The following is a 14,422-nucleotide window of genomic DNA, read 5'->3' as shown; positions in this document are numbered from 1 at the left end:
CAGGCCGCGAATGTGACATAGACCACCGCCCGCACCCGTCACGAACGGCCGATGAGCGGCATCTCGTGCACATGCGACGATCGACGGCGAACAAGGGGGACCAGGGCATGAGCGCAGGACCGCTGTCCGGTGAGGACGGCATGGACGCCGCGACCCAGGCGTTCGTGACCCATCGCAACCTGCTGTTCACCGTCGCCTACGAGATGCTCGGCTCGGCCGCCGACGCCGAGGACGTCCTCCAGGAGACCTGGCTGCGATGGGCGGGCGTCGACCTCGGGACGGTCCGCGACGACCGCGCCTACCTGGTGAGGATCACCACCCGCCAGGCCCTGGGACGGCTGCGCGCGCTGGGCCGCCGCAAGGAGTCCTACGTCGGGCAGTGGCTGCCGGAACCGCTGCTGACCACGCCCGACGTGGCCGAGAACGTCGAACTGGCCGACAGCGTCTCGATGGCGATGCTGCTGGTCCTGGAGACGCTCGCGCCGACGGAACGGGCGGTTTTCGTCCTGCGCGAGGTGTTCGACCTGGCCTACGACGAGATCGCCGAGGCCGTCGGCAAGAGCCCCGCCGCGGTCCGCCAGATCGCCCACCGGGCCCGTGCGCACGTCGCCGCCCGCCGGCCGCGCGACGTCGTCTCCCCCGCCGACAGCCGGGCCGCGCTCCAGGCCTTCCAGCGGGCCGTCGAGACCGGCGACATGCAGGGCCTGCTCGACATCCTCGCCCCCGACGTCGTCCTGCTGGCCGACGGCGGCGGGGTCAAGCGCGCCGTCCTGCGCCCCGTCGTCGGCGCGACCAGGGTGGCCCGCCTGCTGACCGGCGGACTGACCCGGCTCGCCCTCGACCCGACCTTCGAGCCCGCCGAGGTCAACGGCCGTCCCGGCCTCATCCTGCGCCTCGACGGCGAGATCGACACCGTCATCGCGATGCGCCTCGAGGACGGCCTCATCACCGGCTTCTACTTCGTCCGCAACCCCGAGAAGCTCTCCCGCGTCACCCACGAGACCCCGCTGAGCCGCTGAGCCTCCTGGACGGCCGCCGCCCATCCGGCCACGTGGCCGTCCACGCCACCCCCGCCGTCCCCCACGCCTGACCCGGAGGCTCCGCCGGACGGTGGGTAGGGTCGGGGGATGGCGATCGGGGTGGAGGACGTCGGGGTCTTCGAGGGGGTTCGGGGGCGGCTGGAGGCGATCGCCTACCGGATGCTGGGGTCGGCGGTGGAGGCCGAGGACGTCGTCCAGGAGGCGTTTCTGCGCTGGGAGGGGGCCGACCGGCGGGCGATCGAGGTTCCCGAGGCGTGGCTGACCAAGGTGCTGACGCGGCTGTGCCTGAACGTGCTGGGCTCGGCGCGGGTGCGGCGGGAGTCGTATGTGGGGCAGTGGCTGCCCGAGCCCGTCCTGGACGGCGACCGGATGCTCGGCCCGGCCGAGACCGCCGAGCAGCGGGAGTCGGTGTCGATGGCGATGCTGCTGGTCATGGAGCGGCTCACCCCGCAGGAACGCGCGGTGTACGTCCTGCGGGAGGCGTTCGGGTACGCGCACTCCGAGATCGCGGAGATGCTCGACCTGACCGAGGCGAACTGCCAGCAGATCCTCCGGCGGGCCCGGCAGCACGCGGCCACCGGGCGGATCCGGCGGGAGGTCGACGCGGCGACCGCGCGGCGGATCGTCGAGGAGTTCCTCGCGGCGGCGCTGAGCGGCGACACCGCGCCGCTGCTCGCGCTCCTGACCAGCGACACCGTGAGCCGGGGCGACGGCGGCGGCGTCGTGCCCGCGGTGACCGTCCCGATGGCGGGGGCGCTGCGGGTGGCGCGCTTCCTGCGCGGGCTGTTCCGGCCGAACGAGCACATGTGGGAGCTGATCGGCGGCAGGGCGTCGCTCTACCCGGCGATCGCCAACGGCGATCCGGCGCTGGTCGTGGTCGTCGGGGAGCGGGTGGCCGGGGTCCTGGCCCTGGACGTCTCCGCCGACGGCGTCTCCGCGATCACCATCCAGGTGAATCCGGCGAAACTCGGCCGGGCCACCCGGCACTGGACGGCCTCCGACCACGGGAAACCGCTGTCCACAGGCTGGTGACCCGGATCACGTCCGGGTTCTGTCATGAATCGCGGGCCTGTCCGGTTCAAGAGGCGCCAACGAACACCGGACAGGAGCACAGCCATGAAGCACCGCATCGCCGTCCTGGGCGCCGGATACGCCGGAGCCAACGCCGCCGGACGCCTGGCCCGGCGGCTGCAGCCCGCCGACACCGAGATCACCGTGGTGAACGCCGACCCCGACTTCGTCGAGCGGGTCCGGCTGCACCAGCTCGCGACCGGCCAGGAACTCAAGCACCGCCCGCTGGCGGACGTCTTCGCCGGGACGGGCATCGTCCTGAAGATCGCCCGCGTCGCGACCGTGGACGCCGACGCCAAGACCGTCCTGCTGGAGGACGGCTCCGATCTCGCCTACGACACCCTGGTCTACGCCCTGGGCAGCACCGCCGCCGACCAGGGGGTGCCCGGAGTCGCCGACCACGCCGAGAACGTCGCGGGGAAGGCCGGGGCCCTCCGCCTCCGCGACCGCCTGACCGCCCTGCCCGCCGGCGGGACGGTCCTGGTCACCGGCGGCGGCCTCACCGGAATCGAGGCCGTCACCGAGATCGCCGAGTCCCGTCCCGACCTCGACGTTGCCCTGGCCGTCCGGGGCGGCCTGGGCGACTGGCTGAGCGAGAAGGGCCGCCGCCACCTGACCAGGGTGATGAGCCGCCTCGGCGTCCGGATCCACGACCACACCGACGTCACCGAGATCACCGGGACCCACGCCCTCACCGCCGACGGCCGGAAGATCCCCGCCGAGATCACCGTCTGGACGGCCGGTTTCGCCGCGCACCCCATCGCCGCCGCCACGACCCTGCGCACCGACCCGGCCGGCCGCGTCATGGTCGACGCCTCGATGCGCTCCCTCTCCCACCCCGACGTCTACGCGATCGGCGACGCCGCCCTGGCCCAGGGCGCGGGCGACAAGCCCCTCCGCATGTCCTGCGCCTCAGGCATCCCCATGGCCTGGCACGCCGCCGACACCATCGCCGCCCACCTGACCGCCCGCCCCCTCCCCGAAACGACCATCGGCTACACCCTCCAGTGCATCAGCCTCGGCCGCCACGACGCCCTCGTCCAGCGCGTCACCCCCGACGACCGAGCCAAGCCCTCCGCCCTCACCGGCCGCCCCGCCGCCCGCGTCAAGCAACTCATCTGCACCGCCGCCGCCTGGTCCACCGCCAACCCCACCCTCAAACTCCCCACCCGCCGCCACCCCACCCGCTGACCGCCCTACCGGTCACCCACCCCACCCGGACACGAACGGCCCCGCTCAGCCGTTGGAAATCCCCACCGAGATCCGGTCCCGCTCCACCGGCGGCGCGTCCTCGGCCTGCTCCGGCGGGCAGGGTGCGCTCGACGCTCTGCGGGGCCGCTCCACCCGGTCCGGAGCCGTGGCGCGGGGCGTGAGACGGTCCCCTTCCAGGACGAGCTCCAGCGGCCGGTCCGGGCGAGCGGCTTCGTCAGCCCGCGTCCGCGGCAATCCCTGCCCCGGAGGGCTCTTCGGTGGCCCGGAAGCCGATCTGGAAGCGGGAACGTCCTTCGCCCGCAGCCCGACGAAGATCGATTTGATCATTTCGCGGGGCGTTATCGAGGCGGCGAGGCCTAGGATCACCAGGCTCGCGCATATAGCGGCGGCCCTGGTGTCATTGATGAAAGTCAGGACGTAGCCTCCGCAGAGGGCTCCCAGTGGCCCGGCGCCCCGGGTCGTGAACTGGATGATGCCCATGACCGTTCCGAGGCTCTCTGCCGGGACCCTGCGCGACTGGTAGACCGCGAGCGCGACATTGAGGTTCGCGCCCATGAAACTGATCCCACCCCAGGCCACCAGGCCCACGACCGGCTGATGGGCCGCCGCCATCAGGGCGACGAGCACCATCCAGACCCATACGGAGCAGGCGATGATCCAGGTCGGCTGCATCCTGCCGGTCAAGCGTGGCGCAGCGACAGAGCCGAGGGCGCCGCCCAGCCCCGAGATGCCCAGCAGCAGTCCGAGCTGGCGACCCGACATCCCGGATTTGGACGCCACCACGATGAGGAGCAGATATCCAGCCTGGAACATGAAATTGGTGATGGTGCAGACGCGGAGGACCCTACGCAGGAACATGTCGTCGCGGATGCATCTCAAGCCCGCACTGACGCTATCGCGCATCCCCGCGATCTGTTTCCGCTCCTCCGACGCGAAGCCCTTGGTCTGCACCATCGACAGAGTGACCAGGGCGACGGCCCCGGCCACGGCATCGGCCGCATAGGGCATCGCTCGTCCGAGACCGAACAGCAAGCCTCCGAGCGGACGTCCGAGGAGCAACGCGACATGGGCCCGTGACTCCTGGCGCGCCAAGGCTCCGTTGAGTTCGGTGTCGGGAACGATACTGCGCATGGCCACCGTTTCGGCCATGCTGTAAAAGGCGATGCACGTGCCGTCCAGGATCGCGCCGATGACGAGCAGACCCGGCCACGGATCGTCGACGAACCACAGCGCACAGCCGAGGACGACCGCTGTCAGGACGCGCACCCCCTGGCTGATGAACATGATCCGCCGACGGTCCATCCGGTCGACGAGCAGCCCGGCGGGCAGATTCACCAGAAGGGTGGGAACGATGCTCGCGGCGGCAACCCAGCCGGCGAAGGCCGCCGAATGAGTGATCGCGAGTGCGAGAAGCGGCAGCGCAGTGCTCGTGCTGATGCTGCCGAACTGCGACACTGCGGAACCCGTCCACAGCAGCCTGAAGTCGATGCGCCAAGTAGAGGTCGCGACAGTCACCCTGGTGCCTTCCCCTCCACGATGACGATGTCGCGTGGACGCAGAAAATCGGCCAAAAAATAAAGAAAAGTCCTATTTGGACCTAATTTGGCTGGCTCATAAAACAAAGCGCGAGAATCGTATCGGAAACATCAGGAGGTACTCGGGCCTCATGAGCGCTACTCAGGATGTGCCGTCAAACTTCGCTCACTGATCGCGAGAGACACACTAAGGGTGCGCAACCGCACCCGAACCTGCTCGTCCACCTTCTCCGGCGCGATTCCCTGTCCCCCCGCCGACCACGTGTTGCGGAACGCCCACGCGGCGGTTTCGCACAGTTCCTCGACGGCCGTCCGGGACTCCTCCGTAGGGCAGAGGGTCCACAGGGCTTCGAGCGCGGTCACCGCGGCCGGATAGTCCCCGCGGGTGCGATGGATCTGCTGGGCGAGGTCACCGTTGTCGAGCCGGGCACTGGCGCTGCGCAGCATCTCCAGCGTCAGCTGGACGTCGACGCTGAAGGTGAGGACGGACGAGCGCACCTCGGCGAGGGCCGACCGTAGCTCCCTGATGTCGAGGGCGCGCTGCTCCCATTCGCGAGCGAGCTGCTCGCGGCGCTCCCGATGGCGGGAACGCCACCATTCGACGGCCATGCCGCCGACCGCCGCCATGACGGTGCCGAGGAGGGTGGCGACCCCGATGGTCAGGGTGATGACCGTGCCGGTGTCCATCAACGGTGGTCTCGCAGCAGCCCCGCCGCCAGGCGCTGGTGCTCGGGAAGCGGCGGATCCTTCGCGGCCACCGCGCGGGCTGCCAGCCGCACGGCCGAGTACAGATCACCGCTGATCTTCTCGACCCTGGCGGCACGGTAGAGGACGGGGCCGCTGTCCCCGCCCTCGGCGAGCGCCGGCTCCAGGGCGCGGTGCGCGGCGTCGATCCGTCCCGTCGTGGCCAGTGCGAGGGCGCGAGCCGCTCCGCTGGAGGGATGCGCGAGATCGGCGTCCACCCGGTCCAGGTCGCGCAGGGCGGCCTCCGCCGACTCCCTGTCTCCGAGTTCGGCCAGCAGCTCACCGCGGGTCCGGAGCGCCTCGGGCAGTTCACCGTCGTGGGCCAGCGCCTCGTTGACGGCGGCGAGGGCCGCGCGGAGCTGCCCGGCCTGCCACAGGGCGCGCCCCAGAACGGTCTGGATGAGCGGATCACCCGGGATCCGTCGGGCCGCGGCCTGAAGGTCCGCGATCGCGTCGGCCGGCGCGTTCCGGGGCCGTTGCAGCTTCAGGCGTCCGGTGGCTGCCAGCAGCCGTCCCACTCCGATCGTGTCCTGCAGCGCTTCGAGGAGCGACGCGGCCTGGACATAGTGCTCGATGGCCTTCTCGACGGCGCCCTGCTCGAAGGCGGCGTCGCCGAGAATCGTCCCGGCCTCCGCCCGGATCCGCAGCTCGCTTGGGCCGCTCGCCCCGAGCACGGCCTCGGCCCGCCTGATCGCGGTGGTGTGGTCCCGATGGAAGAGCGCGGCCCTCGCCGCGCGCAGCCCCTCTTCCGCCGTCGGCCCGATCGCCGGGGGCGTCCGCAGCGGGAGATGCTGCACCGGGCGGACCAGGCGCTCGTCGGCCAGGCGGTAGCACCGCGGACCGTCCCCGTGCCGCGTCGTCGTGACGAGATGCCGGTCCTCCAGCGCTCGGAGCACGGCATTGTCCATCCCCGCGGTGCGGCCGTCCTCCTCGCGGACCACGAGCGTCTCCCCCGACCCGGCCACGAAGGTGTCGCCGAACCACCGGGCGATCCGGGGCGTCTTCAGGCCGTGGCCCTCGGCGACGGCGGCCAGCTCACCCGACACGTGCTCGGCGAGCGCCTCGTCCACGGACGGCTCGAACGGAGGCGCCGGATCCCGGGTGCAGACGGCCTGGAGGAGGGACGGTTCGACGCGTGCCGTCCGGCGATCCGGGCGTCCGTCCACGCGCACCGTGATGAGCTCGCCGATCAGCCGTTCGGCGATCGGGCGCGGAAATCCGGCGGGCTCGCCCACCACTTCGAGCGCCGCCTCGCGCGACAGCGTGGCGAGCTCGTAGCTCCGCGGCTCGCCCACGGCGCGCCGCGCGAACCGGACGGCCTCCGGCAGGCAGTCCTCGCGGACGGACAGGAGAAGATGCGCGTCGGGGCGCTCGCGTAGCGCCTCACCGAGGTCGGCCAGGAACCGGGTCCGCTCGCCCTCCCGCCCCGAGATCCGGGAGAAGAGCCTCTCCGCGGCGTCGATGGCGATCAGCGGCTCGGCGGGGGGACCGAACCAGCGCGAGTCGAACCGCCGGCGGAAGAAGCCGCTCACCGACAGCCCCACCATCCAGGACGGAGCGGCCTCGGGCTGCCAGGTGGACAGAACGGACAGGGCGTACCGGTTCTCGTTGGGCACCGTGGCCAGCGGGACCGTCATCCCGTCGGTGGGGTTCCCCAGGGCGCAGACGTTGGCGAACCGGGGAAGGACGCCCGCGGACAGCAGCGAGGTCCGGCCCGCTCCGGATTTCGCATAGAGGATGGTCAAGCGGTGTGCGGTCCACATTTCCGAAAGATCGTCGATCTCCCGGGCGCGGCCGCGGAACCTCCCTCTGTCAGCCGCGCTGTAAGGACGGCTTCCCGGGAAAGGCGAAGAAGGATCTACGGGGAGGTCCACAATGGCGTCTCGAACTTCCGGTGGAGCTACCGTGGCCGGATTCATCACTGCCCGAATCCGGCCAGGCATGACACGTTGATCAGTTGAGGGGTCGAGGGATCCTGGGAAGGTAGCTGTTGAATCCCGCGAACCGGGCTTCCGCGGTCTGCAGCAGCAGATCGGCCAGGACGGGGCTCAGGTTCGACGTGTCGAGGCCGGTGGGATCGAGCGAGAGGAAATCGACGTGGTCGGCGTGCAAGCTCTGCTGGGTCGGCATCAACTCTCCTTGTAGGACGCACGGTACCTCCAATCTTCGCACGGCGACTTGCCGCATTCCAGTTCTCTGACGTCCGATCATGACCGCCGATTGTGTCACCTGAAACAAACCCGGTTTCGGTCTTGTTTGATCTCGGTGAGAAGGCGAGATCAAAACAACTCCTCAGGTGAGAAACAACATTTGCGAGGGTACGATGACACGCACCTCAACTGGTACTACTGCTGTCGATTAACTGAAAAGAAACGTGAGGCTGGTGCAGTGTCGATTTCGCATCCCGCGGGTTCCGGACGCCCGGCAGGACGAGTACCGGACATCTGGGGCCGGGTACCGCCGCGGAACAAGAACTTCACCGGTCGCGAGGAGTTGCTGCAGCGTCTGCGGGGTGGCATCACCCGCATCACGGCCGTCGTCCCGCACGCGCTGCAGGGTTTCGGCGGGGTCGGCAAGACACAGATGGCCGTCGAATACGCCCATCGCTATCAGCATGAGTACAACATCGTCTGGTGGGTTCCGGCCGACCAGCCCGCGCTGGTGCGCGCCACCCTCGCCGCCCTCGCGCCCTACCTCGGCCTCCCGCCGGTGACGGCCACCGGCATCGAGGACGGTGCCAACGCCGTCCTGGACGCCCTGCGCCGAGGCGAGCCCTTCGACCGCTGGCTTCTCATCTTCGACAACGCCGACGAGCCTCAAGGCCTCACCGACATCATCCCGCAGGGGCCCGGGCACGTCCTGATCACCTCACGGAACCACAAGTGGGAGGGCGTGGTCGACACCGTCGCCGTCGACGTCTTCACCCGGGACGAGTCGCTGGACTTCCTGGCCAAGCGGATGCCCAGATCGCTGGGAGATCCCGACACCGACCGGCTGGCGGAGGAGCTGGGAGACCTTCCGCTGGCCCTCGAGCAGGCCGGCGCCCTCCAGGCGGAGACCGGCATGGCCGTCTCCGAGTACCTGACCCTGCTCACCCAGCGCAAGACGGCCGAACTGATGGAGCAGGGGAAGCCCACCGAGTACCCCGTCTCCATGACGGCCGCTTGGGGCCTGTCGGTGGCCAGCCTCAACCAGTCGATGCCCGAGTGCATCGACCTCCTGCGCTGCTGCGCGTTCTTCGGACCGGAACCGATCCCCCGCGACGTCTTCAATCGCCCGTCGGCCGGACTAGGCCAGAAGATGACCTCTCTGCTCAGCGAGCCGATCCGGCTCAGCAGGGCCTTCGGTGAACTCGGCCGGTACGCCCTTGCCAAGATCGACCCGCAGACGCGGACCGTCCAGGTCCACCGGCTGATCCAGGCCCTGGTCCGTGAGGAGCTCACCGAGGCCGAGCGGGACGCCCTGCGGCACGAGGTCCACCTGCTGCTGGCCCAGCACGCACCGAGCGAGCCCGACGAGAAGAACAACTGGCCGAAGTTCAACGGCCTCCTCGGACACGTCCAGTCGGCGGGCGTCGCGCTGAGCGACGACCGCGAAGTGCGGAAGTTCGCCCTCAGCTTCGTCCGGTACCTCTTCGCCTCCGGTGACTACGTGACGGCTCAGGCCTTCGCCGAACTGCTCGACGAGACCTGGCTGAGCGTCGACGGCATCGAGAGCATGGACGTCCTGGAGGCGCGCCGCCACCTCGGCAACGTCCGGCGGGCCCTGGGCGGTTACGCGGCCGCCTTCGAGCTGAACCAGGACACCCTCCAGAAGGTCGAGGCACTCGCGGGACCGACGTCGGACTCCGCTCTCAGCCTCATCAACGGCGCGGGCGCGGACCTCCGCGCCCGCGGCGATTTCCGTGCGGCGCTCGCGCGCGAGCAGGAATCGGTGGACCGGCACCGCGAGAAGTACGGGAACAGCCATTTCCTCACCCTGCGCGCGGTCAACAACCTGGCCCTGGACTACGGCCTGGCCAGCGACTACCCCGAGTGCCGCAAGCTCCACGAGGAGTCCTATCTCGGGTCGGTGGCCCTGGAGAGCGGCGCGATCAACCGGCTGGCGGCCTGGAGCGGGATCGCCCGAGCGGTCAGGCTGTGCGGCGACTACAGCGAGGCCTGCGACGTCGGCGAGGAGGCCTACGCGTTCGGGCGTGAGGAACTCGACCCCGAACACCCGTGGACGCTCCTGTCGGCCAAGGACCTCTCCATCGCCTGGCGCCGCGTCGGCGACTCCGACCGTTCACTGGAACTCGCCCAGGACGTCCACGCCCGGTACGTCCGCCAGTACGGCCTCAACTATCCCGACACCCTCGCCGCGGCGATCTGCCTGTCGAACATCCAGCGGACGGTCGGCGAGTTCGACGCCGCGAAGGAGCTCATCGTCGACACCGTCAACCGCTACGCGAGCGTGTACGGCGAGCAGCATCCCTACTACCACGGCTGCCTCGGCAACCTCGCCCTCCTGCACCGGACCATGGACGACCCCGAACGCGCCAGGACCCTCAACGAGCGCGCGCTCGCGGGGCTCGACGAGGCCCTCGGCCGCGACCACCACTACACCCTCACTGTCGCCGCGAACCTCGCCAGCGACCTGGCCGCCCTGGGGCACCTGGAAGAGGCACGCGTCCTCGGAACGGACACCCTCGAACGGCTGACCCAGGTTCTGGGGGCACGCCATCCGATGACGCTGGCGTGCGCGGCCAACCTCTCCGCGGATCTGGAGACCCTGGACCTCAAGGAGGAGGCGAGGACGCTCTACGAGGCGACCATCGCGCACTACTCCGCCACCCTCGGCCTGTCCCACCCGGACGCGGTCGTGGCACAGGAGCGCCGGCACCTGGACAGCGACTTCGACCCCCCGCCCATCTGATCGGCCACCGTTCGCGTCCCATCGGCCGGTCTCAGCGCCTGCCCTTCCTGACCACCGCCAGGTCCAGGTCCATGCTGACGGTGCTGCGGATATGGCCGATCAGCCGGTACAGGTCCTCGCAGAAGACCGAGGGGTTCAGAAAGCCGGTGCCGGACCGGTACCGGTGCGGGTACAGGCCTCCCCCGCAGGTCCTGCGCAGATCGCAACCCTGGCAGGTCGGCGACAGGGCGCGCGCCCCGATCTGCCGGGCGGCCATCTCCGGGAGCATCAGCACCGCGTCGAAGGCGTCCCTGGCCACATGGAAGGGGGTCGCCGTCGCGCCCTGGAAGGCCGACTTGAGCGAGTCGACCTGCTCGATGCGGCCGTTGGTCTCGACCACGACCACGGCCACCGGGGACAGCCCCACCGCCTCGCTCCGCGAAGGACGGCCGAAGAGCAGTTGCATGATCTCGTTGAACAACCGGATCCGGGTCTCCCGCACCGGCGACCCGTACCAGCGGTCGAAGACCTTGATCAGCCAGTCTCCGTAGCGGGTGGACGCGTCGGGGGGACGGTCCGGCGGCGGACTGTCCCAGGTACCGTGGGGCAGCATGAAATCGATCTGGGGCGGAGCGAAGGCCAGCAGGGATTCATAGGTCGTCACGGGGTCGTTGCGCAGCTCGATGGTGCTGAGCAGGCCGCCGAAGAGATGCCGGTAACCGGGAGAGGTCAGCCGGTCGAGCCCGGCACGGACCTCACGGTAACTGCCGCTGCCGTCCTTCTTCTTCCGGTGCCGCTGGTGAGCGGCCTCGTCACCGTCCAGGGAGACTCCGACCGCCACCCCCAGCTCGTCGAACAGGTCGAGGTACACCGCGTCGAGCAGGACTCCGTTGGTCTGCACCTGGAAGTCGACCCCGAAGTCGTTCCCGGCCTCCGCGCGCATCGTCTCGACGGTGAACCGGAGATGGTCGGCACCGGCCAGCAGCGGTTCACCGCCATGGAGCGTCACCCCGATCTGCTCGAGCCCGTTGCCCCTGGCGTGCTCTCCGATCCGCCGGACGACGGCCTCGACGACGTGCCTGGACATCCGCCGCGGCTGCGTCCGCCAGCTCTGGTCGGCCATCTCGTACATGTAGCAGTAGTCGCAGGCCAGGTTGCAGCGGCTGTGGATCTTGAACACGAACTCCTGGAACGGCGTCGGCCGCCAGCCGCTCTCCAGAAGCGCCTGGACGTCCAGGGTCCTCGGCCATTCCCCGCCGTCATCCACGCCGATCAGCTCCCCGGGCGATCCTCACGCGCGGCGCTGCGCACTATCCGATTTGTAGTCTTATGTACGCCTTTCTACTGATCGTTAAAAGCCGGTGTCCGGCAGTTGCCAGTCCTCGCAGGTCCCCAGCCCACCGGAGATCTCCGGAGTGATGGCCCACCGTTCGTAGTCCCGCCACCGCCCGTCGAGCTGGATGAAGCCGGGCGAATACCCCTCACGCCGGAACCCGAGCCGCTCCACGAGCCGCAGCGACGCCACGTTGTCCGGCTCGACGTCGGCCTCCAGCCGGTGCAGCCCGAGCCGCCCGAACCCGTACCGCACGGCCAGCCCCACCCCCTCGGTCACGTACCCCTTCCCCACCCCCGAGGCGAACCCCGCGTACCCGAGCACCCCCCGCTGATAGGGCCCGCGCACGATGCCACTGATCGTCACCAGTCCGACGGCCCCGCCCTCCCCGCCCCGACGAATCAGGAACGCCTCCGCCTCCCCGCCCCCGAACCGCCCCAGATACTCCTCGAACCCCTCCGGCGTAACCGGCGTGTAGACCCTCCCGGCATGCAGCTCCACACTCTCCACCGCCAGCCCCACGAACTCCTCGAGATCCCCCCCCCCCATCCGCCGCAACCCCACCCGACCCATCCCCGAATCATCCCCCAGGCCATCTCCCCCACCGCAAGACACCGACGACCTTCCGCCTCCGCCCGTCGGCAGGACAGCCGGTCGCCCTGCTGAGCCGATGACGTCGCCACCACCGCAGCGCGCCAGGACCCCTTCCCTCTCCTGACGAAGAGCCCGCTCCGACCTGGCGAGATGGTCCACGTGCACCATGTAGCCAAAGCCCGGCTCAAAATCGATTGTCCACAGGGGGACGGTACGGACGGCGGGGAACCCAGAGGTTCCTGATCGTGCCACTGATGTCGGCCTCCGGCGCCGGCACAGCTTCGATCGCCGCGACAGAACACCGCCCGACGCCCACCGACCGGATCGAAGACCTGGCCAAGGGGATCCGCGACGCTTGTGCGGTCTGCTGCATCCGCCTGCGACCCCGATTGCCCTCGATCACCCTGCCTAATGGCACGTGACCAAGCTCCCTGAGCTTCGGCTCTGCCCCGGTGGACTGGTACGTCCACAGCCTTCCCGGCCCAGAACTCCCGAAGCCCCCAGGACTCGGGGCCGAACCCTGTGCGGGTCCCTGGAGCCGGCTGCAAAGATCAGCCGAGCGTGAACGCCCTGGCGCGGAAACGGCGCCGGTTGGGAGGGTGGACCTCATGACGGAGGACTTGAGGGACGCCGAGCGCCGACTCCAGGCCGCGCAGCTTGCTGGAGACGTCAAGGCGCTGGATCGCCTGCTCGACGATCGGCTGATCTTCACCTTCGGTGCGAACGTCGCGACCAAGGCGGACGACCTGGAGCTGCACCGCACTCGGACGCAGGTGATGACGAAGGTGGCCGAGGAGGAGCTGACCGTCTTCTCCGATGGGCACACTGGGGTGACGTGGTTTCTCGGCACCGTCGAAGGGACCATCTCCGGTACGCCGTTCGCGGCCAGGATGCGCTACACCCGCACTTGGCTCCACAGCGAGACCCACGGCTGGCGAATCATCGCCGTGCACGCCGGCACGACCGATTGACATCGGCCGACACGTTGCCCGATGAGGCCGTGTCGTGAGAGTGACCGGCTGAACGCGGTCGATGCCCTCAACCTGAACCGACCGATCCATTTCCGAACCAGCGAATGGTCCCGAGCCGCCCCATCGCACAGGAGATGGCCTACCTGGTCTCCCCAGCGAACCGTTCCCGGAACCTCAGCCCAGGTGACGGATGAGCGACAAATGATAGAGAGCCACGATCCAAAAGTCGGGATCATGGCTACCCCCGACAGGGCCTCTGACCTGTGGGTGAGAGTCTCCGCGAGTGACCCCTATCGACCCTTGATCGGCCGCTAATTGCCCAGCATTACCCTCGCCGTCCTGCCCGGATCCGTGACCTCGTTGTCCGCCCAGCACCATTTGGGCCAGTTCCGAACCGGCGAACATTGGACACTGCCGGGTGACGTCCTGGGCCTCTGATCGTTATGTCCGATGGTCAGTGCCGGTGCGCTGGCAGTTCTTCTGCCACTCCCGAAGGATGTGCTGGCACGGCGGGCCGTCCTGTAGGCGACTGATACCGTGTCGCCTCTGTCCCTGAATATTCCGATCGGAGCACCCCACAACGGATCTCGGACCCATCGAGTTCGTCATCGTCTTCTTCGGGCTGGTGCTACCGATCGTCGCCGTCTACTGGCTCATCCGCCTGGCGGTCCGCCACGGCATGAAGGACCGCAACCGCCGACAGGCATTCCACCGACCCCGGCCTTGATAGTAGAACCAACGCAGACCTGATCAACTACCTGGCCAGTGCTCCTTCGTTGGAGCGGATACCAGGAATCGAACCCGCGTGGTCAGCTTGGGAGTCCAATGGATCCAGGCCAACAGCAACCCTGACCTGCGACCAGATCTACCCCCGGATGACCCCCATTGACCCCTGTTCGCCCTGCCTAATGGCACGTTAATGGCACGCGCCTTGGGCCACCCCGAGTTGGTTGGAGGCTCCGATACCTGGAAGGGTGAGGAGTTATGGCACCACCGAGGAAGTATGCCCCTGAGCTGCGGGAACGGGCT

11 protein-coding genes are annotated in these 14,422 nt (G+C 69.2%); 5 read left to right on the top strand and 6 right to left on the bottom strand.

The genetic code is table 11. The features are described from left to right. Positions 1–107: 107 nt before the first annotated feature. From ABD785_RS26330 to ABD785_RS26320, 3 genes are all read left to right on the top strand, one after another. Positions 108–1,019, top strand: coding sequence for an RNA polymerase sigma-70 factor (locus ABD785_RS26330; protein ID WP_344833288.1), 912 nt, complete (start codon positions 108–110; stop codon positions 1,017–1,019). A gap of 108 nt (positions 1,020–1,127) precedes the next feature. Next, positions 1,128–2,072, top strand: a complete 945-nt coding sequence (locus ABD785_RS26325) for an RNA polymerase sigma-70 factor (protein ID WP_344833286.1) — start codon at positions 1,128–1,130, stop codon at positions 2,070–2,072. A gap of 84 nt (positions 2,073–2,156) precedes the next feature. After that, positions 2,157–3,302, top strand: a complete 1,146-nt coding sequence (locus ABD785_RS26320; protein ID WP_344833284.1) for an NAD(P)/FAD-dependent oxidoreductase — start codon at positions 2,157–2,159, stop codon at positions 3,300–3,302. Positions 3,303–3,347: 45 nt separating this feature from the next. Here ABD785_RS26320 and ABD785_RS26315 read toward each other — a convergent pair whose 3' ends face one another. The 4 genes from ABD785_RS26315 to ABD785_RS26300 form a co-directional block, all read right to left on the bottom strand. After that, positions 3,348–4,838 (bottom strand): MFS transporter, encoded by a 1,491-nt coding sequence (locus ABD785_RS26315; RefSeq protein WP_344833282.1) that lies wholly within the window; start codon positions 4,836–4,838, stop codon positions 3,348–3,350. A 158-nt stretch (positions 4,839–4,996) separates the two neighbouring features. Beyond that, a complete protein-coding gene (locus tag ABD785_RS26310) occupies positions 4,997–5,545 on the bottom strand; it encodes a hypothetical protein (protein WP_344833279.1) in 549 nt (182 codons plus the stop codon). Further along, a complete protein-coding gene (locus ABD785_RS26305) occupies positions 5,545–7,521 on the bottom strand; it encodes an nSTAND1 domain-containing NTPase (RefSeq protein WP_344833691.1) in 1,977 nt (658 codons plus the stop codon). The genes ABD785_RS26310 and ABD785_RS26305 overlap by 1 nt, the downstream gene beginning before the upstream one ends. 34 nt (positions 7,522–7,555) lie before the next feature. After that, on the bottom strand, positions 7,556–7,732 hold the full coding sequence (locus tag ABD785_RS26300; RefSeq protein WP_344833276.1) for a hypothetical protein: 177 nt from the start codon (positions 7,730–7,732) through the stop codon (positions 7,556–7,558). 258 nt (positions 7,733–7,990) lie between these two features. Here ABD785_RS26300 and fxsT point away from each other — a divergent pair, with 258 nt between their 5' ends. Then, positions 7,991–10,516 (top strand): FxSxx-COOH system tetratricopeptide repeat protein, encoded by a 2,526-nt coding sequence (fxsT, locus tag ABD785_RS26295; protein ID WP_344833274.1) that lies wholly within the window; start codon positions 7,991–7,993, stop codon positions 10,514–10,516. 31 nt (positions 10,517–10,547) lie between these two features. On the opposite strand, the gene ABD785_RS26290 is transcribed toward fxsT, so the two are convergent. Further along, complete coding sequence (locus ABD785_RS26290) at positions 10,548–11,762, bottom strand: FxsB family cyclophane-forming radical SAM/SPASM peptide maturase (RefSeq protein ID WP_344833271.1); 1,215 nt, start codon at positions 11,760–11,762, stop codon at positions 10,548–10,550. Between the two features lie 84 nt (positions 11,763–11,846). Next, on the bottom strand, positions 11,847–12,401 hold the full coding sequence (locus ABD785_RS26285) for a GNAT family N-acetyltransferase (RefSeq protein ID WP_344833268.1): 555 nt from the start codon (positions 12,399–12,401) through the stop codon (positions 11,847–11,849). 629 nt (positions 12,402–13,030) lie between these two features. On the opposite strand from ABD785_RS26285, the gene ABD785_RS26280 reads away from it, so the two are divergent. Next, positions 13,031–13,393: a nuclear transport factor 2 family protein gene (locus ABD785_RS26280; RefSeq protein ID WP_344833265.1), complete on the top strand. Its 363-nt coding sequence runs from the start codon at positions 13,031–13,033 to the stop codon at positions 13,391–13,393. Positions 13,394–14,422: the final 1,029 nt, after the last annotated feature.

The sequence above is a fragment of the Actinocorallia longicatena genome (genome assembly GCF_039534125.1).
GTDB lineage: Bacteria > Actinomycetota > Actinomycetes > Streptosporangiales > Streptosporangiaceae > Actinocorallia > Actinocorallia longicatena.
The sequence above is the reverse complement of the archived record's forward strand: the minus strand, read 5'-3'. Positions and strand labels throughout refer to the sequence as shown.